Here is a 24,453-nt window from a genome sequence, read left to right on the forward strand (position 1 = left end):
CTGCCCGGACGGCGGACCACGTCTGACGGAACGGGTCCGTCCGCTCTGGTCCTTACGGGCCTTACCGTTCTGTTCTTTACGGGTCTTACCGGTCTGCTCCTGCTTGGGACGGCCGGTCTGCTCCTGCTTGGGACGGCCGGTCTGTTCCTGCTTGGGACGGCCGGTCTGCTCCTGGAGGTAGGAGGGCAGGCTCGTCTGCAGGTAGCGCTCGGCGGCCGCCACGGCCTCGCGGGCGCAGCGCTTTCCCATCAGCACACACAGCGTGTAGCCCGAGTCCTCGAAGCTGTCCCGGGCCGCGCGGTCGGTCGGGGACGCGAGCATCACGCGTTCCCAGGTGCGGTAGCGCCGCAGATGTCTGGCCACCTCGTTCTTGGCGGGCAGCAGCATGTGCTGGTCCCTCCCGGCACTCTCGACGGAGCACGCTTCCCGGGGGAGGTCGTGCACGGAGGGGCATCGACACCTCACGGAGCCGATGCCTTCACTCATGGTGCACAGGTAACCACCAGGCGTCTTGTTGGTTCTTCAACTACCTCGGGGGTCGCTCGTGTTGCACGAATGGCGTAGCACTCCCACTCTGGAGCTGACTCAGAAGTGATTGTTGCTCACGCTTCGTGCTCGTGGGCGGGAGCTTCGCCGGTGAGGAGCCAACGACGATGAAGACCGCAGTGCCTCGCTACTACCACCTCGACGTGGAAGTCACTCCGGAACGGGTCGGACAGGTCGGGCGCGTCATGGCCGCCCACCTCCGGTTCTGGGACCTGGAGACCCTCGTCGGGCCCGTCTGCCACAGTGCCGAACTGCTGCTGCGCGCGATCGATGAACACGCGACGGACAAGAACACCTCGATCGAGATGTGGTGGAACGGTCAGCACCTCATCGCGGCGGCGGGCGCGAACGACCGGGAGATGCGCCCGGACCGGGAGTTGCGCCCCTGCCTGACCCGTATCGCCGCGCTGAGCGACGGTTGGGGCTGTTGTTCGACGGCCACCGGCAGCACGGTCATCTGGTTCACCCAGCGCGCGCCGGTCGACCAGAGCGTGCCCCTGGTGCCGACCGTGCCCGAGCCGGCCCTGCGCGAAGTGCGCCAGGTGCCCCGCGAGATGCTCGTCGCCGTGCTCGCCGGTTCGCCGGGCGGCGACGCGGCGGACGCGCGCGAGTGCACACAGTGACCCTACGGCCGCACAGGAAAGGGGTGCCCGTGTGGAGCGGGCACCCCTACCCGCTGGGCGCGTCCTTCGACGGCACCGGCACCAATTTCGCGCTGTTCAGCGAGGTCGCCGAACGCGTCGACCTGGTCCTCGTGGACGACGGCGGCGCCCACCGCTCCGTCCCGCTCACCGAGGTCGACGGCTTCGTCTGGCACGGCTACCTCCCCGGCGTCGGACCGGGGCAGCGCTACGGCTACCGCGTGCACGGTCCCTGGGACCCCGCCGCCGGCCACCGCTGCGATCCGGCGAAGCTGCTGCTGGACCCGTACACCAGGGCCGTCGACGGGCAGACGGACAACCATCCGTCGCTGTACGAACCGGGTGCCGACAGTGCCGGGCACACCATGCTCGGCGTGGTCACCGACCCGTTCTTCGACTGGGGGGACGACCGTCCGCCCCGGCGCGCGTACGCCGACACCGTCATCTACGAGGCGCACGTCCGCGGCCTCACGCGCACCCACCCCGACGTCCCCGCCGAACTGCGCGGCACCTACGCCGGGTTGGCCCACCCCGCCGTCGTCGAGCACCTCACCTCGCTGGGCGTGACCGCGATCGAGCTGATGCCCGTGCACCAGTTCGTACAGGACGGCGTCCTCCAGGACCGGGGCCTCGCCAACTACTGGGGCTACAACACCATCGGCTTCTTCGCGCCGCACAACTCCTACGCCGCCCACGGCACCCGCGGTCAACAGGTCACCGAGTTCAAGTCGATGGTCAGGGCGCTGCACGCGGCCGGCCTCGAAGTGATCCTCGACGTGGTCTACAACCACACCGCCGAGGGCAACGAGAAGGGCCCCACCCTCTCCTTCCGGGGGCTCGACAACGGCTCGTACTACCGTCTGGTGGACGGCGACTGGGGGCATTACTACGACACCACGGGCACCGGCAACAGCCTGCTGATGCGGCACCCGTTCGTCCTCCAGCTGATCATGGACTCGCTGCGGTACTGGGTCACCGAAATGCATGTCGACGGCTTCCGATTCGACCTCGCGGCCACCCTGGCCCGGCAGTTCCACGAGGTGGACCGTCTCTCCGCCTTCTTCGACCTGATCCAGCAGGACCCCGTGATCAGCCGCGTCAAACTCATCGCCGAACCGTGGGACCTCGGCGAGGGCGGCTACCAGGTCGGCAACTTCCCGCCGCTGTGGTCGGAGTGGAACGGCAGATACCGGGACGCCGTACGGGACTTCTGGCGCGGCCGCCCGCACACCCTCGGCGAGTTCGCCTCCCGCCTGACCGGCTCCTCCGACCTGTACGAGCACAGTCGGCGCCGCCCGCGCGCCAGCGTCAACTTCGTCACCGCGCACGACGGCTTCACCCTGCGCGACCTGGTCTCGTACAACGACAAGCACAACGAGGCCAACGGAGAGGGCAACCGGGACGGCGAGAGCGTCAACCGCTCCTGGAACTGCGGAGCGGAAGGCCCGACCAAGGACCCGCGGATCCGTGCCCTCCGCGCCCGCCAGCAGCGCAACCTCCTGGCCACGCTGCTGTTGTCCCAGGGCATCCCGATGCTCTGCCACGGCGACGAGTCGGGCCGCACCCAGCGCGGCAACAACAACGCCTACTGCCAGGACAACGAGGTCTCCTGGCTCGACTGGCGGCCGGACGCCGAACGCCGCGCGCTGCTGGGGTTCACCCGCGACCTCATCGCCCTGCGCGCCGCCCACCCCGTGCTGCGCCGCCGCCGCTTCTTCCGCGGCGACACGGAGACCCGCGCGGACCAGCCGCTCCCCGACATGGTGTGGCTGCTGCCGGACGCCACGGAGATGACCGACACCGACTGGGACCGCTCCGACGCCCACTCCGTGGCCGTCTTCCTCAACGGCGACGCCATCGCCGAACCCGACCCCCAGGGCGGCCGGGTCGTCGACGACTCCTTCCTGCTCCTGCTGAACAGCCACTGGGAGCCGATGGACTTCCGCCTGCCCGGCATCGCGTACGGCGAACGCTGGGCGACCCTCGTCGACACGGCCGCGGAGCCGGACGGCGGCCCGGACGAGTCCGAGCACAAGGCGGGCGCGGAGATCACCGTCGAGGCCAGGGGGCTGGTGCTGCTGTCGCGGCCTTCCCGGGCCGGCTGACCCCGCCGGCGTCGCGGCGTTCCGGACCCGCCGACCCGCCGACACGTTGATCCCGCCGGTTCTCAGCCGGCGGTGGTCAGCGTTCGGTGCGTGAAGTGATCGTGAACTGGGCGCCGTCCGGGTCGCGGAGCACCGCCTCGTCCGCGACGTGTGTAAGGATCGTGCCGCCGTGGTGCTGGGCGGCCTCGACGCGGGCCGCCACGTCGGAGACGGAGAAGTGGACCTGCCAGTGCGGCCGGATCGTGGGGTCGGGCGCGGCTTCCAGCGCGCCGGAGGTGATCCGGGCCACGACCTCGCCCTCGCTGCGCAGGACGACCTCGTTGCCCTCGTAGTGGACCTCGCAGCAGCCCGGCCTCTCGGTGGCCCACTCCAGGACCTCGCCGTAGAAGATCGCGGCGTCGAACGCGTCGCGGGTGTGGAGCCGGATGAAGGCCGGGGCGGCCTTGCGCCAGGTCTCCCAGTCGGTGAAGAGCGCACCCTCCCAGATCCCGAAGGAGGCCCCGTGGCGGTCCGCCAGCAGAGCGGCCCGTCCGGGCGGGAAGGAGAGAGGGCCGACCGCGACCGTGCCGCCGCGCTCCCGGGCCCGGGACGCCGCCGCGTCCGCGTCCGACACGGCGAAGTAGGGGGTCCAGGCGACCGCCATCTGCCACAGGGACGCCACTCCGGCGATCCCGGCGACGGGCACCCCGCCCGCCAGCGCGATCCGGAAGTGGTCGCCGAGCTTCGCCGTGCGCCATCGCCAGCCCAGCACGGCGGCGTAGAAGGCTTCCGTGGCAGGCACATCCCGGCTGGTGAGGCTCACCCAGCAGGGGGCCCCGAAGACGGAATGGCTGGAGACGACGCTCTCCGCGCCCCCGAATTTGCTGTCGCTGTTCATGGCAGTCGTGTCCTGGTCTCGTCCGCCGGTACACCCCGGCCGCACTCCAGTCTCCAACCGGATCCGGGGCCGGTGCCCGTCGAGTACCCCGTGTCGGCGTTCCGACCCCGGTGGGGGCGCGATCTTCGGACGGCCGTTCGGGTGATGACCGGGAGTTCTGGCTTCTTACGGTGGGCCCCCTCGCGCATGCGCCACGCGCCGGACGACGGGAGGATTCGGCCTGTGGCCGACACAGGGGAGTTCCGCTCCCGGGCCGGCTGCCACCGGCTCGACCAGTGGCCCTACGCCGCCGCCGGCGCCGGTATCGGTCTGCTGCTCGCGCCCGCCTCGACGGACGGGGTGAACCGTTTCCTCAACGCCTCGTACGGCGAGGTCACCGGCATCACCCGGACTGTGCGCAACTACGCGGCGACCGTGGGCCTCGCGGTGTTCGGCACGGTCCTGACGCACGTCACCACCGACAACGTCGTCGAGACGCCGCGGTCCAGGGGGTGCCGGACGACGCGGCGCGGGAGGCCGCCCGCGGCATCGCCGAAGCGGTCGCCGGCAACCCGGACAGCCAGTCGCCGAGCGGCGAGGGCACCGTCGCCACGGCGACGCGCGACTCGATGGACGCCATCCGCATGGACTTCACCGAGGCCAACCAGTGGGTGTTCTACGGGATGGCCATAGCCCGTCGACTCCCGCCGCCTCTCGTGCGTGGCAGCCCCTCACGTCGACTCCCGCCGCACCAGCTCCGTCGGGAGGATCACCGCCGCCGGGTCCTCGCCGCCGATCTGGGCCAGCAGGACCCGCACCATCTCGTTGCTGATGCGGTCGTAGGGCTGGCGGATGGTGGTGAGGGCGGGGACGGCCTCCGTCGCCGCGGCCGAGTCGTCGAAGCCGCCCACCGACACGTCCTCGGGGACCCGGCGGCCCGCACGGCGCAGCGCCGCGAGCGCGCCCTGCGCCATCAGGTCGGAGGCCACGAACACGGCGTCCAGGTCGGGAGCCCGCGCCAGCAGGTGTTCGGTGCCCGCCTCGCCGCTGGCCCGGCTGTAGTCGCCGGAGACGATGAGACGCTCGTCGATCCCGACGCCCGCCTCCGCGAGCACCTCCTTGTAGCCGGCGAGACGGTCGACGCCGCCGGGGGTGTCCAGCGGGCCGGTCACGACGCCGATGCGGCGGCGGCCCAGCGACAGCAGATGGCGCACCATGTCACGGGCGCCGTCCCGGTCGTCGGCGGCCACGTAACTCACCTTGGAGCCGGGCGCCATGGGCTTGCCGCACTGGACGAGGGGGATCCCCGCCTCGCGGAGTTCCTGGGCGACCGGGTTCCCGGAGTGGCTGGACACCAGCAGCACCCCGTCGACGTGGCCGGCCGTGATGTACCGCGTGATCCGGCGCCGCTCGTCCTCCGTGCCGGCGACCATCAGCAGCAGCGGGATGTCGTGCGCGGCCAGCGCCTGGGTGCAACCGCGCAGCAGGACGTTGAAGTTGGGGTCCTCGAACAGCTTCTCCTGCGGTTCCGTCAACAGGAAGCCGATCGAGTCGGAGCGGCCCGTGATCAGCGAGCGGGCGTGCCGGTTCACGACATAACCCGTCCTGCGGATCGCGGCGTTGACCGCCTCGGCGGCCGTCGGGCTGACGTAGTGACCGCCGTTGAGCACGCGTGAGACGGTTCCCCTGGAGACTCCCGCCTCGCGCGCCACGTCGTGAATGGTCGGCGGTTTGCGCCTGCCCCCCGTGCTGCTCATGGTCATGACTTTACGGCTCCGGACAGCAGATCGAGGCTCCAGAACCGCTGGATGACCAGGAAGAGCGCGATGAGCGGGATCACCGCGAGCAGCGCACCCGTGATCACCAGGGTGTAGAGAGCCGGAGTGTTCGCGCCCTGTTCGAGGAGCGTGAACAGGCCCAGGGTGATCGGGAACTTCTCGTCGTCGCTGAGCATGATGTACGGCAGCAGGAAGTTGTTCCAGACGGCGACGAACTGGAACAGGAAGACCGTCACCAGACCCGGCACCATCATCGGCAGCGCGATCCGCGTGAAGATCCGCCACTCGCTCGCCCCGTCCATCCGGCCCGCCTCGACCACGTCGGAGGGGACGGCGGCGGCGGCGTAGATCCGGGACAGGTACACGCCGTACGGGGAGAGGATCAGCGGCAGCAGCACCGACCAGTAGCTGTCCGCCAGGTCCGCCTTCGCCATCAGCAGGTACTGCGGGATCGCGAGGATCACCGGTGGCATCAGCACGCCCGCCATCAGGACGTTGAAGATGGTCTCGCGGCCCCTGAAGCGGTAGATCGCCAGCGCGTAGCCGCTGACCGCGGAGACGGCCGTCGACAGGAGGGCGCCGAGGCCGGCGTAGAGGGCGGAGTTGCCCATCCACTGCCAGTAGATGCCGTCGCGGTAGGCGTTCAGGTCGGACAGGTTGTCCCCGAAGCCGCTGCCCGGCAGGAACGTGAACGTGGAGAACAGTTCGCTGCCCGACTTGGTGGCCGCGATCAGCACCCAGGCGACGGGGAGCAGACAGTAGACCGCGCCCAGCAGCAGGGTGAGCGTCGGGACGAGCGCGATCCGGCGGCGCAGCGGCGGCCCTTGGGCGGTGCCGGGAGTGGTCCCCGCCGCCGGGGCGGTCTTGTGGACGGCAAGAGAACTCATCGTGCTGCCTCCTGCTTGTTCCGGGAGTTCGCGGCCCTCAGGAAGCCGAAGGAGAGGATCAGGGTGGCCATGGCGATGATCACCGCGCCGGCGGCCGCCGAGTAGATGTCGCCCTCGCCGAAGGCGTCCCGGTACACCTTCATCAGCGGACTCCACGTCGTGGACACGGAGTTGGTGAGCGGCTTGAGGGTGGTCGGTTCGCTGAACACCTGGAGCGTGGCGATGATCGAGAAGAAGAAGGTGAGCACCAGGGAGGGCGCCACCATCGGGATCTTGATCCGCAGGGCGGTCTGCAGCGGTGTCGCGCCGTCCAGCTTCGCCGCCTCGTACACCTCGGTGGGGATCGCCTGCAGCGAGGTGTAGATGACGATCATGTTGAAGCCGGTGCCGCCCCAGATCGCGATGTTCGACAGCGCCGCGTACAGGCCGCCCCCGTCCAGCAGGTCCGGCTGGGGGAGCCCCAGCCTCTCCAGCACGAAGTAGAAGGGGCTGACGTCCGGGAGGTAGAGGAAGCCCCAGAGGAGAGCCGCCACGACGCCCGGGACGGCGTACGGCAGGAAGATCGCCAGCCGGGTGAAGGGGGCCAGCCTCACCTTGTCGCTGTCCAGCATCAGGGCGAGAACCAGCGCCAGACCGAGCATGACCGGGACCACGATCGCGCCGTAACCGAGCACGCGCAGCGCGCCGTCCAGCAGTTCGGAGTCGGTCAGGGCGTCGGTGTAGTTCTCCAGACCCGCCCAGACTTCGTACCGCGCACCCGACCCGAGGCCCAGGCCCCTGACCTGCACCTTGTGCAGGCTGAGCCAGACCGCGTAGCCGATGGGCAGCGCGAAGAAGAGGGCGAACAGGATCGTCGCGGGGAGGAGGAAGGCGTACGGGGCCCCCTTGACCCCGTACGACCTCCGGCGTGCGCTGGTCACTCCGCGACCTCGAAGCCCTGCTTCTTCATGTCTGCGACCGTGTCGTCCTGCATCGTCTTCAGGGCGGCGCCGAAGTCCGACTTGTTCTTGGCGGCGGCGCCGAACGCGTCCTTGAAGGTGGTGTACGCGACGTTGACGTTCGGGCCCCACGCGGAGGGTGCCGTGGTCTTCGCTATCTCGGAGGCCGTGGTGTAGAAGTCGGCCTGGTTGGAGAAGAAGGCCGGCGGCTCGGCGAACGCGTCACTGGTCTGCGCGGTCGTGGCGGCCGGGTAGATGCCGCCCTCCTTGGCCAGCGCGGTCAGCGCCTTGGGGTCCGTGTTCAGCCAGGTGGCGAACTTCGCGGCGGCGCCCTTGTTCTTCGAGTCCGTGGTGACCGCCGTCGAGGAGCCGCCCCAACTGCCCGTCACGTTCTCGGAGGACGACCACTGCGGCAGCGGCGCCACCTTCCACTTGCCCTGGGTGTCGGGCGCGGCGGTGGTCAGCGTGCCCGGCGCCCACACGGCGCTGACCCAGGCGATCTGCTTGCCGGTGTTGAGCGCCTTGTTCCAGGCCGGGGTGTACATCGGCTGGTTGTCGACGGCGCCCTCCTTGACCAGGCCGCCCCAGAAGTCGGCGACCCGCTGCGTCGCCGCGTCGTCGATGCCGACCTTCCACTTCTGGCCCTGGGTGGTCCACCACTCGGCGCCCGCCTGCTGGGCGAGACCGGCGAAGAGACCGGAGTCGTTCGCGGAGAAGGTCGTCAGATCGACGTCCGGGTCCTCCTTCTTGAGCTTCCGCGCGGTCTCGGCGAACTCCTCCCAGGTCTTCGGAACCGTGAGGCCGTACTTCTTGAAGAGGTCCTCGCGGTAGTAGAACATCATCGGCCCGATGTCCTGCGGTATCGCGTAGACGGCGTCCGAGCCCAGCGTGGTCTGCTGCCACACACCGTCGGCGAACTTGCCCTTGGCGTCGCCCGCGTCGCCCGCGATGTCGGCGACCGCGTCATTGCTGACCAGCGTCGGCAGCGCCTGGTACTCGGCCTGCACCAGGTCCGGGCCCTTGCCCGCCTTGTGCGCGGTGAGGATCTTGGTGACGAGGGTGTCGCCGGAGGCCTGCTTCTTCACCGTGACGGTGATCTGCTGCTCCTTGCCGGGACCCTTGTTCCACAGGTCCACGACCTTGTCCATGCCCGGCGTCCAGGTCCAGTACGTCAGCTTCGCCGGCCCCGACCGGTCCCCGCTGTCGTCGTCGGACCCGCCACAGGCGGCAAGTGTGGTGGCGCCGAGCGTGACGGCGACGGCAGTGGCCACAAAGCGCCGGTGCTTAGTGATGTTGGGCATGGATCTTTCTCCCCTGACCTGGGTCCTCGCCTGCTGCGAAGACCGTGTCATGCTTCTGTGAGCGTTCACAGTAGAGAAACATCCCGGACACTTGTCAATGGTTGTTGCTGTGCGGTTATGTTGGGCTCGCACCGCCGCCGTTGTGTGTGCACGTTCCCAGATGACCGACCAAACGGGAGAGATCCATGCCGGAGACCACCCCCACGGGCCTCACCAGGCTCGCCTTCGGTGGGGACTACAACCCCGAGCAGTGGCCGGAAACCGTCTGGCACGAGGACGTCCGGCTGATGCGCGAGGCCGGCGTCACGATGGTGAGTGTCGGCATCTTCTCCTGGGCCCTGCTGGAGACCGGGCGCGGGGTGTACGACTTCGCCTGGCTGGACCGCCTGCTCGACCTGCTGCACGAGAACGGCATCCGTGCCGACCTCGGCACCCCCACCGTCGTCCCGCCCGTCTGGTTCTACCGCGAGCACCCCGAGGCGCTGCCCGTGACCGCCGACGGCACCCGCTACGAGTTCGGCTCGCGCGGCGCCATCTGCCACAGCAACGCCGACTACCGGGCCGCCGCCGCCGACATCACCACCAAGCTCGCCGAGCGCTACGCCGAACACCCCGCGCTCGCCCTGTGGCACGTGCACAACGAGTACGGCGTCCCCGTCTCCGCCTGCTACTGCGACTCCTGCGCCGCCCACTTCCGCCGCTGGCTGGAGCGCACGTACGGCACGGTCGAGGCGGTCAACGAGGCCTGGGGCACCGCCTTCTGGGGCCAGCACTACACCGACTTCGCCCAGATCAACCCGCCGCGGGTGACCCCCACGGTCGGCAACCCGGGCCAGGCGCTGGACTACAAGCGGTTCGCCGACGAGACCATCCGCGAGAACTTCGTCGCCGAGCGGGACATCCTGCACCGCCTCGCACCCGGCATCCCGGTCACCACCAACTTCATGACCGCGCTCAGCCAGTGCGACTCCCTCGACTACTGGGCCTGGGGCCGCGAGGTCGACCTCGTCACCAACGACCACTACCTGATCACCGACGGCCGCCGCACCCACGTGAACCTCGCGATGGCCGCCGACCTCACCCGCTCGGTCGGCGGCGGCGCCCCCTGGCTGCTCCTGGAGCACTCCACCTCGGGCGTCAACTGGCAGGCCCGCAACCCCGCCAAGGCCCCCGGCCAGATGGCCCGCAACTCCCTCGCCCATGTGGCACGCGGCTCCGACGGTGCCATGTTCTTCCAGTGGCGGCAGTCCCGGCGCGGCGCCGAGAAGTTCCACTCGGCGATGCTGCCGCAGGCCGGCACCGAGTCGAGGGTGTGGCGCGAGGTCGTCGAACTGGGCGCCTCCCTCGACTCGTTGAGTCAGATCCGCGGCACCCGGACCGTCGCCGACGTGGCCGTCCTGTGGGACTGGCAGTCCTGGTGGGCGCAGAACCTCGCCTGGCGCCCCAGCGAGGACCACGAGGCCCGCGAGCGTGCCGACGCGTTCTACGAGGCCCTCTACGACCGCCACCTCACGGTCGACTTCGCCCACCCGGAAGCCGACTTGTCGGCCTATCCCCTTGTCGTCGTTCCGGCGCTGTACCTGATGACCGAAGCGGCGGGGAACAACCTCAAGGAGTACGTCGAGAACGGCGGCACCCTCGTCGTCTCCTACTTCTCCGGGATCGTCGACGAGCACGACGCCGTCCACGAGGGCCCGTACCCCGGCGCCCTGCGGGACGTTCTCGGCCTGACCGTCGAGGAGTTCTCGCCGCTGCTCGGCGGGGAGAACGTCCGTATCACCGGCCCCGACGGCTCCGAACTCACCGGTGACGTGTGGACGGAGTTCGTGGTGCCGCGCGGCGCCGAGCCCGTGTGGACCTACGCGGACGGGCTCGCCGCCGACCGGCCCGCCGTCACCCGGCACCGGCTCGGCGGGGGCTCCGCCTGGTACGTGTCGACCCGACTCGACGCGCACGGCCTCGACGTGCTCCTCGGCTGGGCCGCCGACGACGCGGGCATCGCGCCCCGCGCCGACCTGCCGCGCGACGTCGAAGTGGTCCGCCGCGCGGGGGAGTCGGGCGACTTCCTCTTCGCGATCAACCACACCGCCCTCGACACGAAGGTGCCGCTCGACACCGACGGCACCGAACTCCTCACCGGCGAACGCGCGGCGGGCCACCTCGCCGTACCCGCCGGCGCCGTCAGGGTCGTACGCCTCGACGCCTGACCACCCGATGTGGGCGGCGGCCGGTCACCGAGCCGTAGAGGGTGACGGCCGCCGCTCCCGACCCAGGGCCGACCACCGGCCGTGGGCCGGCCCCGGGGCGATCTCCGGCTCCGGGCCCCGCCCGGAGCCGCCCCGCCCCGGGCCCCCGCCCGAGGTTGGTCTCCAGCCCCGGGCCACCCCCGAACACCGGCCTGATCTCTGGGGACATCCGGCCGGTAACGGCGGCGCCGCGCCCACGGCCTTCGGGCGCGGCGCCGCCACAGCATCGCGCAACCAGATCCCCACCTTCGTCGAAGGGACGACGATGTTCCACGCGAGACGCGCCCTCAGGGCCCTGCTGATACCGCTGTTCGCAGGCCTGGCGCTCACCACCCTGCCCGCCACGTCGGCATCCGCCGCCTCCACGCTCACCAACGGGGGCTTCGAGTCCGGCGGCACCGGGACCGCGACGCCGGCCGGCTGGTCGACGTACTCGGCCGCCGGACAGAACTCCGCCTCCTTCACCGAGTCCGGTGGCCACGGCGGCAGTTACCGCCTCTCCCACTACGCGGCCTCGGCCTACAAGGTGGAGACCTACCAGTACCTGTCCGGCCTGACCAACGGGAACTACAAGCTCACCGCGTGGGTGCGCTCCGGCGGTGGCCAGAACTCCGCGTACCTCGCGCTGAAGAACTGCGGCAGCGCCGAACAGCGCACCGACATCCCGGTCTCCTCCAGCGGCTGGATCCGGATCGTCACCTCGATCGCGGTGACGAACAACCAGTGCACGATCAGCGTCAACTCCGACGCCAACGCCGGGAACTGGATCAACGTCGACGACCTGACCTTCACGTCCGGCACGACGGGCCTGACCGTCAAGGGCTCCGACGTGTCGTCGCTCATCAAGAGCGAGGCCAAGGGGGGCGTCTACAAGAACAGCTCCGGCACCACCGGCGACGCGCTCGCCATCCTCAAGAACGCCGGACAGAACTACGCGCGCGTCAAGGTCTGGGTGAACCCCGCCGACGGCTACAACAACAAGACACGCGTGCTCGCCGCCGCCAAGCGCATCAAGGCGCAGGGCATGAAGCTGCTGGTGGACTTCCACTACTCGGACACCTGGGCCGACCCGGGCGCACAGACCGTGCCGTCCCCGTGGACCGGGCACTCCTACAGCCAGCTGAAGACGGACGTCTACAACCACACCTACGACGTCCTCAACGCCCTCAAGTCCCAGGGCACCACCGCCGACATGGTCCAGGTCGGCAACGAGATCAACGGCGGCATGCTGTGGTCCGCCGGCTCCACCTCCAACTGGTCGCAGCTCGCCGGTCTGCTCAACTCCGGCTACGACGCCGTCAAGGCGGTCAACTCCTCCACCCAGGTGGCGCTGCACCTCGCCAAGGGCGGCGACCTGTCGGGCACCCGCTGGTGGTTCGACAGTGCGGTCTCCAACGGAGTGAAGTTCGACGTCATCGGCCTGTCGTACTACGGCTACTGGCACGGCACCCTCGCCGACTTCCAGACCACGCTGGACGACGCGGCCTCCCGCTACTCCAAGCCGGTGTTCCTCGCCGAGACGGCCTACCCGTTCCGCCTCGACAGCGAGGACTCCCACGAGAACATCATCGACCTGAGCAGTGAACTGGTGTCCGGCTACCCGGCCACGACCGCCGGTCAGACGCGGTGGATGAAGGATGTCGCGAGCATCGTCGAGGCCGTCCCGAACGGCCGTGGCCTCGGGATCTTCTACTGGGAGTCGACGTGGACCGCCGTCAACGGCAACGGCTGGGATCCGACGGACGCGGCGTCCGGGAACGGGTGGGAGAACCAGGCGCTGTTCGGGTACGACGACAGGGCGCTTCCGGCGGTGGCTTGGTTCAGCCATCGGTAGTGAGCCGGTTCTTCAGGCCGTGATGAATCTGCGGGCCGGTGAGGGCTGGTCGCGCGGTTCCCCACGCCCCTGAAAAGCAGTCGTGGGGCCGTACGCTTCGGCGTGCGGCCCCTCTGGCTGTTCAGCGGCCGATGAAGGTGTGCAGCGAGCCGGCCATCGCGGCCACGAAGGCGTCCCGGACCGGCTCCGGCACCCGGTCCAGCGACAGATACGGGTTGAGGTCCTCCAGTTCCACGAGCAGGAGGGCACCGTCCTCGGTACGGCAGGCGTCCACCCGCTGGATGCCGTGGTCGAGGGTGTTCCAGTGGATGAAGCGCCGCGCGAAGGCGAGGTCGGCCGCCGAGGCCTCGTAGGGCTCCAGCACCCAGCGCCGGTCGGGGTCGGGCGCGTACAGGGCGTACTGGAAGGCGTCGTCGACGTAGTAGAAGGACACCTCGTAGCGGAAGTCGACGCGAGGCTGCACCAGGACGTCACCCCAGGTCAGCCCCGCCAGTTCGGTACCGGTCACGAAGCGCAGGCCGATCGAGTCCGCGCCGGCCTTCGGCTTGACCGCGTACGAGGCGGACTCGGGCAGCGATCCCCGCTCCTCGGGCCGGTCGACGGTGGGGATGACCGGGTACCCGGCCTCGGTGAGGTCCAGCAGGTACTGCTTGCCGACCATGTCGGCCCGGCCGGTCAGCGGGTTGTAGACGCGGGTGCCGAGCACCGTCGCCCGCTCGCGGAAGGCGTCGTACGCCTCCTGGTGGTGCAGCACGGGCCCGCTGTTACGGACCACGACGGCGTCGAAGCCGTCCATCAGGGCCGCCGCGTCCAGCGGATGGCACAGGGCGAGATCGAACTCCGCGCGCAGTCGGGAGGTGAGGAAGATGTCCTCGTCGCCGTAGCGCCGTCCACGGGCCGGGTAGGCGAGGTCGGTGACGTACAGCAGGCGGGGGCGGGCGGGCACGGCGGTCTCCCTGGTCGGTGACGGCCAACCTAACCCGAGGTGACGAGAGACGGCCCGGCCCCCTGCCAGGATGGACCGGCGCGGGCATCGGACGGACGACCAGGAGGCGGACATGACGGGCGTGGCGGGCAGGACGGACTCACGGGGCGCCGAACTCGTACCACGGGCGTTCGTCGGGATCGGCGGGCGCGGGCCCGAAGACGTGATCGTCGACGAGCGCGGGCGGGTCCTGACCGGCGTCGAGGACGGACGAGTCCTGCGGGTGGACGGGCTCGCGGAGCCGGGGCGGGCACGGGTCGAGACCCTCGCCGACACCGGCGGCAGACCCCTCGGCCTCGAACTCCTCCCGGACGGCGACCTGTTGGTGTGCGACGCCGAGCGGGGGCTGCTGCGGGTCACGGCCGGCGACGGCACGGTACGCGTGCTCGCCGACGAGGTCGGGGGTGAGCCGATCCGGTTCTGCAGCAATGCCGTGGCGCTCTCCGACGGGACGATCTACTTCACGGTCTCCAGCCGCCGTTACCCCCTCCAGCTGGGGGTCCCCCCACGCCGTTCTAGGTAGTGGGGGAGGATCGGCGACATCGTCGAACACACCGGGACCGGGCGGCTGTCGCGCCTCGCGCCGGGAGAGGGGACGCCCGAAGTCGTCCTGGAGGGGCTCCAGTTCGCCAACGGCCTCGCCCCCTCCGCCGACGAGTCGTTCCTCGTGGTCGCGGAGACCGGCGCCCGGCGGCTCACCCGCGTCCACCTCACCGGGGCGAAGGCCGGCACGAGCGAGCCCTTCGCCGAGGACCTGCCGGGCACGCCCGACAACATGTGGCGCGATCCGGCGGGGTTGATCTGGGTGGCCCTCGCCGGACCTCGCATCGGCGCCCTCGACCGCCTCCACCGCGCCGGCCCGGCCGTACGCCACGCCGCGGGCCGGGTCGCGGTACGGGCACCGTTCCGGCCCCTCGGGTTCGCCGGTGTCATGGCGTTCGACGACGAGGGGAAGGCCGTCCACACCCTCGTCGACCACCGTTCCCGCTTCCGCATGGTCACGAGTGCCTGCGTCGCCGAGGGGCAGCTGATCCTGGGCAGCCTGGTGGAGCGGGGGGTCGCGGTGTGCGAGCTGCCGGGGAAGGCGGAGTGAGTGCCGGCCGCGATCGGTACCTGGCGCGTGCGGGGCCGGCGGCGGCGTTAGGCTGTTGACCGGCCGCGCCCCCCTCGCGGCGCGGCGGTGGGGCCCGCCGTACCCGAACCGCGGCACCGGTGCCGACAACGGTCCCTGCTTGCGACGGAGCGCGCCCGGCGGACACCCGGGCCCCGGCGAGTAGGAGACGCACGCCCATGCCAGCCCCGCACCCCGACGGGCCCGAAGCCTCCCCCTCACCGGACGCCCCAGTGGCCGACCCGCCCCGGCCCGCCCCCTGGCACGGCCAGGCACCCGTGGTCGCGGTCGTGGCGGTCGGCGGTGGCATCGGTGCGGCGGCCCGCTACGGCGCCGCTCTGCTCTGGCCCACCAGTGCCGCGGGTTTCCCCTGGACCACGTTCTGGGTGAACGTCGTCGGCTGCTTCGTGATCGGCCTCTTCATGGTGGCGATCACCGAGGTGTGGACGGTTCACCGCCTGGTCCGCCCCTTCCTCGGCACCGGAGTGCTCGGCGGCTTCACCACCTTCTCCACGTACGCCGTCGACATCCAGCGCCTGATGGAGGAGGGCCGCCCCGGCACCGCGCTCGCCTACCTCGCCGCGACCCTCCTCGCCGCCCTCACGGCGGTCTGGCTCGCGGCTGCGACGGCGCGTCGGGTGCTACGGACCGGACCCACCGCAAGGCGTGAGAAAGGTAAGAGGTCGTCGTGAACTGGGTGCTCGTCATCGTCGGCGCGATGGTCGGCGCGCCCCTGCGCTACCTCACCGACCGCGCCGTGCAGTCGCGGTACGACACGGACTTCCCCTGGGGGACGTTCGCCGTCAACGTCGGCGGATCCCTGATCCTCGGCATCCTCACCGGCGCCGCAGCGGCCGGTGCCGCCGGTTCCCACCTGCGGCTCGTTCTCGGCACCGGCCTGTGCGGGGCGCTCACCACGTACTCGACCTTCTCGTACGAGACCCTGCGGCTGGCCCGGGGCGGCGCCCGCTTCCACGCCGCCGTCAACGTGGTCGCGAGCGTGACGGCCGGGCTGGGGGCGGTCTTTGTGGGGCTGGCGGCGGCGCAGGCTCTCTGGTCCTGAGCGCGGCCCTTACCCGGCTGTAGTACGACTGCCTCCCCGGCGCGATCACGGTCGCCGTGCCCCGTCGCCGGTCACACCTCAGCCACACCCCCGTCAGTCATGCCCTCGCCGAGCGGAACTGGACCCCATGAGCACCATCAGCGTCGGTCAGGCCGTCGTCCTCGGAGCGGTGGAGGGGGTGACGGAGTTCCTGCCGGTGTCCTCGACCGGGCATCTGAAGATCACCGAAGGGCTCATGGGGATCCAGGTCGACGACAAGGCCGTCGTCGGGTTCTCGGCGGTCATCCAGGTCGGCGCGATCGCCGCGGTCCTCGTCTACTTCCGCGGCGACATCGCGCGGATCGGATCCGCCTGGTTCCGTGGGATCTTCGACGCGGGAGAGCGGCAGGACCGTGACTACCGGTTCGCGTGGTGGGTGATCGCCGCGACGATCCCGATCGTGGTCGTCGGGCTGGCCGCCCGGTCGCTCATCGAGGGGCCGCTCGCCTCGCTGTGGGTGGTGGCCGGTTCGCTGATCGTCGGCAGCGGGGTGATGTGGGTCGCGGAACAGGTGGGCCGGCGCAGACGCGCGGAGGAGGACACCCGGTTCCGGGACGCGATGCTCGTAGGCGGTTCGCAGATACTCGCTTTGCTCTTCCCCGGTTTCTCCCGCTCCGGCGCCACCATGTCCACCGCGCTGCTGCTCGACCTCGACCGGGTGGCGGCCACCCGCCTCTCCTTCTTTCTCGGGATCCCGGCCCTCACCGGCGCCGGGCTCTACGAACTGAAGGACGCCCTCGGCGCGGGGGTGGGCGCGGCCCCGCTGATCGTCGGCACCACCGTCTCGTTCGCGGTCGCGTACGCCTCCGTCGCCTGGCTGCTGAAGTTCGTGACCAGGCACTCCTCCAACGTGTTCGTGGCGTACCGGATCGTCGTCGGGGTCCTCCTCTTCGGGCTGCTCGGTGCGGGTGGCCTCAGCTGACGGCGCTCGCCCCGCGCCGCCGCCGGGTGCCGCGGGGCTGATCAACGACCGCCCGTGACCTGGAAGATCGAATCCGGGACCCCTTGACAGCCCCCTGCCGTCACCCGCAGGATCACCCCCGTGAACCTGTCAGACAGCCAGACAGGTGGCTCGGCACCCCGGCGCGTCAGCGCCATGGAAGCGGTGCTCACCCACCTTCGCGACGCCATCGAGCGTGGCAAGTACGCCATCGGGGACAAGCTCCCCTCGGAGGCGGAGCTCTGCCGACAGCTCGAAGTGAGCCGTCCGGTGCTCCGCGAGGCGCTGCGCGCGCTCCAGGTGATGGGCCTGACCCAGTCCCGCACCGGCAAGGGCACCTTCGTGATCGCGAACGCCGTCGAGGACCCCACCTTCGGCGACTACGCGGCGAGCGACCTGCTGGAGGTGCGCCGGCACGTGGAGATCCCGGTCGCCGGATACGCGGCGGCGCGCCGCACCCCGGAGAACCTGGACCGTCTGGCCCACCTCCTGGACCGGATGGAGCGGGAGACCGACACCACCGCCTGGGTCGCGATGGACACCCTCTTCCACCTGACCGTGGCCGAGGCCGCCCAGAACCCGGTGTTCCGCCGGGTGATCGAGGAGATCCGGGACGCGCTGGCCCGCCAGTCGGCCTTCCTCAACGAGCTGGGCGGCCGGCGCGAGCAGTCCAACCGCGAGCACCGGGCCATCGTCGAGGCGCTGATCGACGGTTCCGAACACGACGCGGTGGAGGCCATGTCCCACCACCTCGACCGCGTCGAGACCACCCTCACCGACATCGTGCGTTCCCCGCGCACGGACAGCTCCACGGAAGGCGGACGCGAGACGTGAGCGAGCAGTCCCTCGACAAAGACGTCGTACAGGCCGGACAGACCCCGGCGCACGTCGACGCCGGAGACGCCGGCTACAGCAAGTCCCTGAAGTCCCGCCACGTCAACATGATCGCCATCGGCGGCGCGATCGGCACCGGCCTCTTCCTCGGCGCAGGCGGCCGCCTCGTCGACGCCGGCCCGTCCCTCTTCATCGCGTACGCGGTCTGCGGAATCTTCGCCTTCCTCGTCGTCCGCGCCCTCGGCGAACTGGTCCTCTACCGGCCCTCGTCCGGCGCCTTCGTGTCCTACGCCCGGGAGTTCCTGGGCGAGAAGGGCGCGTACACGGCCGGCTGGATGTACTTCCTGAACTGGGCCACCACCGGTATCGCCGACATCACCGCGGTCGCCCTCTACACCCACTACTGGGGCATGTTCTCCGACATCCCGCAGTGGGTGATCGCGCTCATCGCGCTCGGCGTCGTCCTCACCGTCAACCTGATCTCGGTGAAGATGTTCGGCGAACTGGAGTTCTGGTTCGCGATCATCAAGGTCGGCGCGCTCGTCCTCTTCATGTGTATCGGCATCTGGCTGCTCGTCACCCAGCAGCCCGTCGACGGCCACACCCCGGGCCTGTCCCTGATCACCGACAACGGTGGTGTCTTCCCCAACGGCCTGTTGCCGATGCTGCTGATCATCCAGGGCGTCGTCTTCGCCTACGCCTCCGTCGAGCTGGTCGGCGTCGCGGCGGGCGAGACCGAGAACCCCGAGAAGATCATGCCGAAGGCGATCAACTCGATCATGTGGCGCGTCGGCCTGTTCTACGTCGGCTCCGTCCTGCTCCTTGCGATGCTGCTGCCCTGGTCGTCGTACAAGGCCGGCGAGAGCCCCTTCGTCACCGTGCTCTCCAACATCGGCATCCCGGCGGCCGGCGGCATCATGAACCTGGTCGTGATGACCGCGGCCATGTCCTCGCTCAACTCGGGCCTGTACTCCACCGGCCGCATCCTGCGCTCGATGGCGATGGCGGGCTCCGCCCCGAAGTTCACCGGTGTGATGAGCCGCAGCCAGGTCCCGTACGGCGGCATCCTGCTCACCAGCGGTATCTGTGTGCTGGGTGTCGGGCTGAACTTCGTGGTCCCGGCCGACGCGTTCGAGATCGTGCTCAACTTCGCCGCGATCGGCATCATCTGCACCTGGGGCATGATCATGATCTGTCACCTGGTGTTCTGGCAGAAGACCGAGAAGGGCGAGCTGACCCGGCCGAGCTACCGGCTGCCCGGCTCCCCGTGGACCGAACTGGTGACGCTGTTCTTCCTCGCGTCGGTGCTCGTCCTGATGTACGCGGACGGCGGTGCCGGCCGGACGACCGTGCTGTGTCTCCCCCTCATCGTGTTGGCGCTGATCCTGGGCTGGTTCGGCGTACGTCGCCGGGTCGCCCAGCAGTCGGCCGGAGCGAATAAGTGAAGCAGGCAGTGATGTACGACCCCACGACCACCGGCGCCGCGGCGATCCCTGCGGCTCCGGTGGCCGCGGCCCCCGTGATCCGGGAACCGCTCCACGCCCCCGTCGCCCACCTCGTACGCGGAGGTGTCATCGAGGGCATCCACTACGGCTCCGTCGTGGTGCTGGGTGCCGACGGGGAGGTGGAACTCCAACTCGGCGACATCGAGGCGGCGTTCTACCCCCGGTCGGCGCTCAAACCGGTCCAGGCCGTGGCCATGCTGCGCGCCGGACTGCCCCTGGACGGCGAACTGCTGTCCCTGGCCGCGGCCAGCCACTCCGGCGAGGAACGCCACCTCGCCGGAACCCGGCGCATCCTGGAGCTGGCCGGGGCCGCCGAGGACGATCTGCGCAACGTCACCGACCTGCCGTACGACCCGGCCGTCCGGGACGAGTGGATACGCGAGGGGAGGCAGCCCTCCCGTCTCGCGCAGAACTGCTCCGGCAAGCACGCGGCCATGCTCTACACCTGCAGACTCAACGGCTGGTCCCTGGACGACTACCTCGACCCGGCCCACCCGCTGCAGCAGGCCATCGCCGAGATCGTCGAGGACCTCACCGGGCAGGCCATCGCCCGGGTGACCGTCGACGGTTGCGGCGCTCCCCTCTTCTCCGTCTCCCTGCACGGCCTGGCCCGCGCCCTCGCCCGGATCACCACCGCCACCGAGGGCACACCCGAGCGCACGGTCGCCGACGCCATGCGCGCGCACGCCGAGATGGCGTCCGGCGCCGGGCGCGACGTCGCCGAGCTGATGCGGGCCGTGCCCGGACTGCTCACCAAGGACGGCTTCGAGGGCGTCCAGGCCGCCGCCCTCCCGGACGGCCGCGCCGTCGCCGTGAAGATCGCCGACGGCGCGAACCGGGCCCGGGTCCCCGTCACCGCGGCGGCCCTCGCCCGCGCCGGAGTCGATCCGGCCGCCCTCGCCGGCTTCGCGGGCGCCCCGCTGCTCGGCGGCGGTCATGTGGTCGGACACATCCGGCCGGCCAGGACGCTCGATCGGCTCCCGGACACCAGGGACATCTGAACCCGCTCGTGGAAGCCAAGGACATGTGAACCCCGGACCCCCGCGATCTCGTCTCCCTTCGAACCGCCTTGCGCGGGCGGCCCGCCCGCACCCCCCTCAAAGAAGAGGACCCGTACCGCCATGACCGCCGCAGTGACCCGCAGCGAACACGATCTGCTCGGAGACCGTGACGTCCCCGCCGACGCGTACTGGGGCGTGCACACCCTGCGTGCCACGGAGAACTTCCCCATCACGGGCACGCCGATCTCCGCCCACCCGCATCTGATCGACGCGCTGGCCGCCGTCAAGGAGGCCGCCGCCCGCGCTAACGAGGAACTCGGCCTGCTCGCCCCCGCGAAGGCCGCCGCGATCATCGAGGCCTGCCGGGAGATCCGCGACGGCAAGCTGCACGACCAGTTCGTCGTCGACGTCGTCCAGGGCGGCGCCGGCACCTCCACCAACATGAACGCCAACGAGGTGATCGCCAACCGGGCGCTGGAGCTGCTGGGCCACGCCAGGGGCCGGTACGAGTACCTGCACCCCAACGAGGACGTCAACCTCGGCCAGTCCACCAACGACGTCTACCCGACCGCCGTGAAGATCGCCACCGTCTACGCCGTGCACGGACTGCTCAAGGCGATGGCGGTGCTCCAGGACTCCTTCGCCCGCAAGGCCGTCGAGTTCCGTGACGTGCTGAAGATGGGGCGCACGCAGCTCCAGGACGCGGTGCCCATGACGCTGGGCCAGGAGTTCTCGTCGTACGCGGTGATGCTGGACGAGGACCGCAGCCGCCTGGCGGAGGCCGTAGAACTGGTCCACGAGATCAACCTGGGCGCCACCGCGATCGGTACCGGCCTCAACGCCCCCGCCGGATACGCCGAGTCGGCGCGCCGCCACCTCTCCGCGATCACCGGGCTGCCGCTGGTCACCGCCGCCAACCTGGTCGAGGCCACCCAGGACTGCGGCGCGTTCGTGCAGATGTCGGGTGTCCTCAAGCGCGTCGCCGTGAAGCTCTCCAAGAGCTGCAACGACCTGCGGCTGCTGTCCTCCGGGCCGCGCGCGGGCCTGAACGAGATCAACCTGCCGCCGGTGCAGGCCGGTTCGTCCATCATGCCCGGCAAGGTCAACCCGGTGATCCCCGAGGTCGTCAACCAGGTCGCCTTCGAGGTCATCGGCAACGACGTCACCATCACCATGGCCGCCGAGGCCGGACAGCTCCAGCTCAACGCCTTCGAACCGATCATCCTGCACTCCTTGTCGGAGTCGATCACGCATCTGCGGGCCGCCTGCCTGACGTTGGCCGAGCGGTGCGTCGACGGCATCACCGCCAACGAGGCCGAGCTGCGCGCTGCCGTGGAGAACTCCATCGGCCTGGTCACCGCCCTCAACCCGTACATCGGCTACACCGCGGCCACCGACATCGCCAAGGAGGCCCTCGCCACCGGCCGGGGCGTGGCCGAACTCGTCCAGGAGAAGGGCCTGCTGCCCGCCGAACGGCTCCAGGAACTGCTGAGGCCCGAGGTGCTCGCGGGCAGCGGCGACCCCCTGGCCTGACGTACCCAGGGGCCGGCCCATCCCCGCACCGTCCCACCCCTGACCTGCGACGACGCGCCAGGGCCGGCGCGGAAGGCACAATGGTGATCATGACAACGACGTCGTCCCTCACCTTCCAGCCGGTCCTGGAACGCATCGCCGAGGAGATCGAACGGACCCCGGGCCGCGGCCGGCCCGCCGACTACATCCCGGCGCTCGCGGCCCGCGACCCGCGCAGCTTCGGCATGGCCGTCGCGGAGCTGGACGGCACGGTGTACGGCGTGGGGGACTGGCGGGAGCCGTTCTCCACGCAGTCCATCACCAAGGTGTTCACCCTCGCCCTCGACCTGGCCCGCGAGGGCGACGCCCTCTGGGAGCACGTGGGCCGCGAGCCGTCCGGCAACCCCTTCAACTCCCTGGTCCAGCTGGAGTACGAGAGCGGCATCCCGCGCAACCCGTTCATCAACGCGGGCGCCCTCGTCGTCACCGACCGCCTGCACACCCGCACCGGGGACGCGGCCGGCACGCTGCTTTCCTTCCTGCGGTCGGAGAGCGGCAACGCGGACCTGGACTTCGACGCGCAGATCGCCGCCTCCGAGTCCGCGCACGGCGACCGCAACGCGGCCCTCGCCCACTTCATGGCGTCGTACGGCAACATCGACAACCCCGTACCGGCCCTTCTCGACCAGTACTTCCGGCAGTGCTCCCTCACCGCCTCCTGCGCCGACCTGGCCCTCGCCACCACCTTCCTCGCCCGCCACGGCGTCCGCGCCGACGGCACCCGCCTGCTGACGCGGAGTCAGGCGAAGCAGGTCAACGCGGTCATGCTCACCTGCGGCACGTACGACGCGGCCGGCGAGTTCGCCTACCGCGTGGGCCTGCCCGGCAAGAGCGGGGTGGGCGGCGGCATCATCGCCGTCGTACCGGGGCGCTGCACGCTCTGCGTGTGGAGTCCGGGGCTGGACGAGCGGGGCAACTCGGTGGCGGGAGTGGCGGCACTGGACCGGTTCACGACCCTGACGGGAGTGTCCATTTTCTGACTTGCCCTGCTGCTGTGGCTGCCGGTCGGTCAGCCACGGGCGAACCGGCCGTTCCTGAGCCGTAGCATCAGCGCCACGGACGCCGCGCCGAACCCGGCCGCAGCCGTGATCGCGCCCGCCACCGGCCAGCCGGAGGCGGTGACCTCTTCCTTCGCCTCGCGGACGGGCAGCGGTCCGGGGCCGGCCTGAGGGGCCGCAGCCGGGCGCGGCAGGAGCGAGCCCACGGCGTCGACGCGCCCGGCGGCCCGGAAACCCCAGTCGAGAAGGGAGCGCGCCTCCTCGTAGACGGCGTAGCCGCCGCCCGACCGAGGGCGCATCACCGTCACGACGAGGGTGCGCCCGCCCCTCTTGGCGGCGGCGATCAGGGTGTTGCCCGCGTTGCTGGTATAGCCGTTCTTGACGCCGATCAGCCCCGGATAGCGCGCGACACCGGCGCCGGTGAGCAGCCGGTTGGTGTTCTGGATGCCGTACGACCAGCCGCCCGCCGGGAACTTCGCGGTGGCCGTGGCGCAGTACCCGGCGAACTCCGCGTTGCGCAGCCCGGCCCGCCCGAACACCGCCAGGTCGTACGCGGACGACACCTGGCCGGGCGCGTCGTACCCGTCGGGCGAGACGACACGCGTGTCCCGGGCGCCCAGGGAACGGGCCTTGTCCTGCATCTGCTCGGTGGTGGCCTTCCAGCCGCCGTTGAGGGAGGCAAGGACGCGCACGGCGTCGTTGCCCGAGCCGAGGAAGACACCGCGCCACAGGTCGGCCACCCGGTAGGTGTGGTTCTCCTTGACGCCGACCAGGCTGCTCCCGGCGCCGATGCCCGCCAACTCCTTGGCCTCGACCGTGTGTCTCAGGCCCGCCGGGAGACCGGGCAGCACGGTGAGCGCGAACAGGGTCTTCAGCGTGCTCGCCGGCGGCAGTCTGCGGTGCGCGTCGTGCGCGGCGAGCACCGCGCCGCTGTCGGCGTCCGCCACCAGCCACGACACCGCGGTGAGGTCCTGCGGAACCCGGGGTGCCCCGGCCCGTGGCCGTACCCGCGTCCCGGGCCGGTGCAGCGACGGCGGCTCCTGCGCGGCCTTGGCGTCCTGCGCGCCCGCCCAGGCAGGGAGGCCGGCACCTTCCGGGTTCGTCGCGACGGCCAGGGCCCCGAGCGTGCAGACGGCGGAGCAGCAGATGGCGATGCGGGCAACACGGGGAACGCGGGATGGGAATCCGATGGTCATACCGCAAACGTAGGAACGGTCGCGCCGTGGACCGGGGTGCCAGGGCCGGTCGCGCGCATCGAGCACCCGGATGCCTC

19 protein-coding genes and 3 pseudogenes are annotated in these 24,453 nt (G+C 70.6%); 14 read left to right on the forward strand and 8 right to left on the reverse strand.

The annotated features are described in order from the left end of the window. Window positions 1–150: 150 nt before the first annotated feature. Window positions 151–387: pseudogene (locus OG622_RS44550) on the reverse strand (DUF5133 domain-containing protein); the annotation flags it as partial. A 266-nt stretch (window positions 388–653) separates the two neighbouring features. On the opposite strand from OG622_RS44550, the gene OG622_RS44555 reads away from it, so the two are divergent. After that, window positions 654–1,169: a pep a2 gene (locus tag OG622_RS44555; protein WP_371582736.1), complete on the forward strand. Its 516-nt coding sequence runs from the start codon at window positions 654–656 to the stop codon at window positions 1,167–1,169. Further along, window positions 1,166–3,292 (forward strand): glycogen debranching protein GlgX, encoded by a 2,127-nt coding sequence (glgX, locus tag OG622_RS44560; protein WP_371584415.1) that lies wholly within the window; start codon window positions 1,166–1,168, stop codon window positions 3,290–3,292. Before OG622_RS44555 ends, glgX begins: the two co-directional genes overlap by 4 nt. Before the next feature lie 76 nt (window positions 3,293–3,368). On the opposite strand, the gene OG622_RS44565 is transcribed toward glgX, so the two are convergent. Then, the gene (locus OG622_RS44565) at window positions 3,369–4,169 is read right to left on the reverse strand and encodes a VOC family protein (protein WP_371582738.1); all 801 of its coding nucleotides are present in this window, start codon (window positions 4,167–4,169) and stop codon (window positions 3,369–3,371) included. 270 nt (window positions 4,170–4,439) lie between these two features. Between OG622_RS44565 and OG622_RS44570 the strand changes: the two are divergent. Next, window positions 4,440–4,843: pseudogene (locus tag OG622_RS44570) on the forward strand (MFS transporter); the annotation flags it as partial. 36 nt (window positions 4,844–4,879) lie between these two features. On the opposite strand, the gene OG622_RS44575 reads toward OG622_RS44570, so the two are convergent. Genes OG622_RS44575 through OG622_RS44590 form a run of 4 tightly spaced genes read right to left on the reverse strand, consistent with a single transcriptional unit; the run spans window position 4,880 to window position 9,052 of the window. Beyond that, on the reverse strand, window positions 4,880–5,911 hold the full coding sequence (locus tag OG622_RS44575; RefSeq protein WP_371582740.1) for a LacI family DNA-binding transcriptional regulator: 1,032 nt from the start codon (window positions 5,909–5,911) through the stop codon (window positions 4,880–4,882). After that, on the reverse strand, window positions 5,908–6,813 hold the full coding sequence (locus OG622_RS44580; RefSeq protein ID WP_371582741.1) for a carbohydrate ABC transporter permease: 906 nt from the start codon (window positions 6,811–6,813) through the stop codon (window positions 5,908–5,910). The genes OG622_RS44575 and OG622_RS44580 overlap by 4 nt, the downstream gene beginning before the upstream one ends. Beyond that, on the reverse strand, window positions 6,810–7,733 hold the full coding sequence (locus tag OG622_RS44585) for a carbohydrate ABC transporter permease (protein WP_371582743.1): 924 nt from the start codon (window positions 7,731–7,733) through the stop codon (window positions 6,810–6,812). The genes OG622_RS44580 and OG622_RS44585 overlap by 4 nt, the downstream gene beginning before the upstream one ends. Continuing rightward, on the reverse strand, window positions 7,730–9,052 hold the full coding sequence (locus OG622_RS44590) for an extracellular solute-binding protein (RefSeq protein WP_371582744.1): 1,323 nt from the start codon (window positions 9,050–9,052) through the stop codon (window positions 7,730–7,732). Before OG622_RS44590 ends, OG622_RS44585 begins: the two co-directional genes overlap by 4 nt. 185 nt (window positions 9,053–9,237) lie before the next feature. Here OG622_RS44590 and OG622_RS44595 point away from each other — a divergent pair, with 185 nt between their 5' ends. Further along, window positions 9,238–11,259 carry a beta-galactosidase gene (locus OG622_RS44595; protein ID WP_371582745.1) on the forward strand — a complete coding sequence of 674 codons (2,022 nt, stop codon included), beginning with the start codon at window positions 9,238–9,240 and terminating at the stop codon, window positions 11,257–11,259. Between the two features lie 304 nt (window positions 11,260–11,563). Then, the gene (locus OG622_RS44600) at window positions 11,564–13,132 is read left to right on the forward strand and encodes an arabinogalactan endo-beta-1,4-galactanase (protein ID WP_371582746.1); all 1,569 of its coding nucleotides are present in this window, start codon (window positions 11,564–11,566) and stop codon (window positions 13,130–13,132) included. Window positions 13,133–13,253: 121 nt separating this feature from the next. On the opposite strand, the gene OG622_RS44605 is transcribed toward OG622_RS44600, so the two are convergent. Next, entirely contained in the window at window positions 13,254–14,078 is an 825-nt protein-coding gene (locus tag OG622_RS44605) for a hypothetical protein (protein ID WP_371582747.1), read from the reverse strand. A gap of 112 nt (window positions 14,079–14,190) precedes the next feature. On the opposite strand from OG622_RS44605, the pseudogene OG622_RS44610 reads away from it, so the two are divergent. The 9 genes and pseudogenes from OG622_RS44610 to OG622_RS44650 all read left to right on the forward strand — a co-directional run bounded on the left by OG622_RS44610 (window position 14,191) and on the right by OG622_RS44650 (window position 23,162). Then, window positions 14,191–15,210 (forward strand): annotated as a pseudogene (locus OG622_RS44610) (SMP-30/gluconolactonase/LRE family protein). A gap of 197 nt (window positions 15,211–15,407) precedes the next feature. Beyond that, on the forward strand, window positions 15,408–15,920 hold the full coding sequence (gene crcB, locus OG622_RS44615) for a fluoride efflux transporter CrcB (protein ID WP_371582748.1): 513 nt from the start codon (window positions 15,408–15,410) through the stop codon (window positions 15,918–15,920). Further along, a complete protein-coding gene (crcB, locus tag OG622_RS44620; protein WP_371582750.1) occupies window positions 15,917–16,291 on the forward strand; it encodes a fluoride efflux transporter CrcB in 375 nt (124 codons plus the stop codon). Before crcB (OG622_RS44615) ends, crcB (OG622_RS44620) begins: the two co-directional genes overlap by 4 nt. A gap of 127 nt (window positions 16,292–16,418) precedes the next feature. Continuing rightward, complete coding sequence (locus OG622_RS44625; protein ID WP_371582752.1) at window positions 16,419–17,252, forward strand: undecaprenyl-diphosphate phosphatase; 834 nt, start codon at window positions 16,419–16,421, stop codon at window positions 17,250–17,252. Window positions 17,253–17,372: 120 nt separating this feature from the next. Next, complete coding sequence (locus tag OG622_RS44630; protein ID WP_371582753.1) at window positions 17,373–18,104, forward strand: FadR/GntR family transcriptional regulator; 732 nt, start codon at window positions 17,373–17,375, stop codon at window positions 18,102–18,104. Beyond that, window positions 18,101–19,549: an amino acid permease gene (locus tag OG622_RS44635; protein ID WP_371582755.1), complete on the forward strand. Its 1,449-nt coding sequence runs from the start codon at window positions 18,101–18,103 to the stop codon at window positions 19,547–19,549. Before OG622_RS44630 ends, OG622_RS44635 begins: the two co-directional genes overlap by 4 nt. Window positions 19,550–19,560: 11 nt before the next feature. Next, on the forward strand, window positions 19,561–20,610 hold the full coding sequence (locus OG622_RS44640) for an asparaginase (RefSeq protein WP_371584416.1): 1,050 nt from the start codon (window positions 19,561–19,563) through the stop codon (window positions 20,608–20,610). Window positions 20,611–20,730: 120 nt separating this feature from the next. Next, window positions 20,731–22,143 (forward strand): aspartate ammonia-lyase, encoded by a 1,413-nt coding sequence (aspA, locus tag OG622_RS44645; RefSeq protein ID WP_371582757.1) that lies wholly within the window; start codon window positions 20,731–20,733, stop codon window positions 22,141–22,143. An 80-nt stretch (window positions 22,144–22,223) separates the two neighbouring features. Then, entirely contained in the window at window positions 22,224–23,162 is a 939-nt protein-coding gene (locus OG622_RS44650; RefSeq protein ID WP_371582759.1) for a glutaminase, read from the forward strand. Between the two features lie 29 nt (window positions 23,163–23,191). Here the strand turns inward: OG622_RS44650 and OG622_RS44655 are convergent, their stop codons facing one another. Further along, on the reverse strand, window positions 23,192–24,376 hold the full coding sequence (locus tag OG622_RS44655) for a D-alanyl-D-alanine carboxypeptidase family protein (RefSeq protein WP_371582760.1): 1,185 nt from the start codon (window positions 24,374–24,376) through the stop codon (window positions 23,192–23,194). Between the last annotated feature and the right edge of the window lie 77 nt (window positions 24,377–24,453).

The sequence above is a fragment of the Streptomyces sp. NBC_01314 genome (genome assembly GCF_041435215.1).
In the GTDB taxonomy this organism is placed as follows: Bacteria; Actinomycetota; Actinomycetes; order Streptomycetales; family Streptomycetaceae; genus Streptomyces.

Coding starts and splice junctions, on each gene's coding strand:
- OG622_RS44555 (WP_371582736.1), top strand. CDS start 654: ATGAAGACCGCAGTGCCTCGCTACTACCACCTCGACGTGGAAGTCACT.
- OG622_RS44565 (WP_371582738.1), bottom strand. CDS start 4,169: ATGAACAGCGACAGCAAATTCGGGGGCGCGGAGAGCGTCGTCTCCAGC.
- OG622_RS44575 (WP_371582740.1), bottom strand. CDS start 5,911: ATGACCATGAGCAGCACGGGGGGCAGGCGCAAACCGCCGACCATTCAC.
- OG622_RS44580 (WP_371582741.1), bottom strand. CDS start 6,813: ATGAGTTCTCTTGCCGTCCACAAGACCGCCCCGGCGGCGGGGACCACT.
- OG622_RS44590 (WP_371582744.1), bottom strand. CDS start 9,052: ATGCCCAACATCACTAAGCACCGGCGCTTTGTGGCCACTGCCGTCGCC.
- OG622_RS44595 (WP_371582745.1), top strand. CDS start 9,238: ATGCCGGAGACCACCCCCACGGGCCTCACCAGGCTCGCCTTCGGTGGG.
- OG622_RS44600 (WP_371582746.1), top strand. CDS start 11,564: ATGTTCCACGCGAGACGCGCCCTCAGGGCCCTGCTGATACCGCTGTTC.
- crcB (WP_371582748.1), top strand. CDS start 15,408: ATGCCAGCCCCGCACCCCGACGGGCCCGAAGCCTCCCCCTCACCGGAC.
- OG622_RS44625 (WP_371582752.1), top strand. CDS start 16,419: ATGAGCACCATCAGCGTCGGTCAGGCCGTCGTCCTCGGAGCGGTGGAG.
- OG622_RS44640 (WP_371584416.1), top strand. CDS start 19,561: ATGTACGACCCCACGACCACCGGCGCCGCGGCGATCCCTGCGGCTCCG.
- aspA (WP_371582757.1), top strand. CDS start 20,731: ATGACCGCCGCAGTGACCCGCAGCGAACACGATCTGCTCGGAGACCGT.
- OG622_RS44650 (WP_371582759.1), top strand. CDS start 22,224: ATGGTGATCATGACAACGACGTCGTCCCTCACCTTCCAGCCGGTCCTG.
- OG622_RS44655 (WP_371582760.1), bottom strand. CDS start 24,376: ATGACCATCGGATTCCCATCCCGCGTTCCCCGTGTTGCCCGCATCGCC.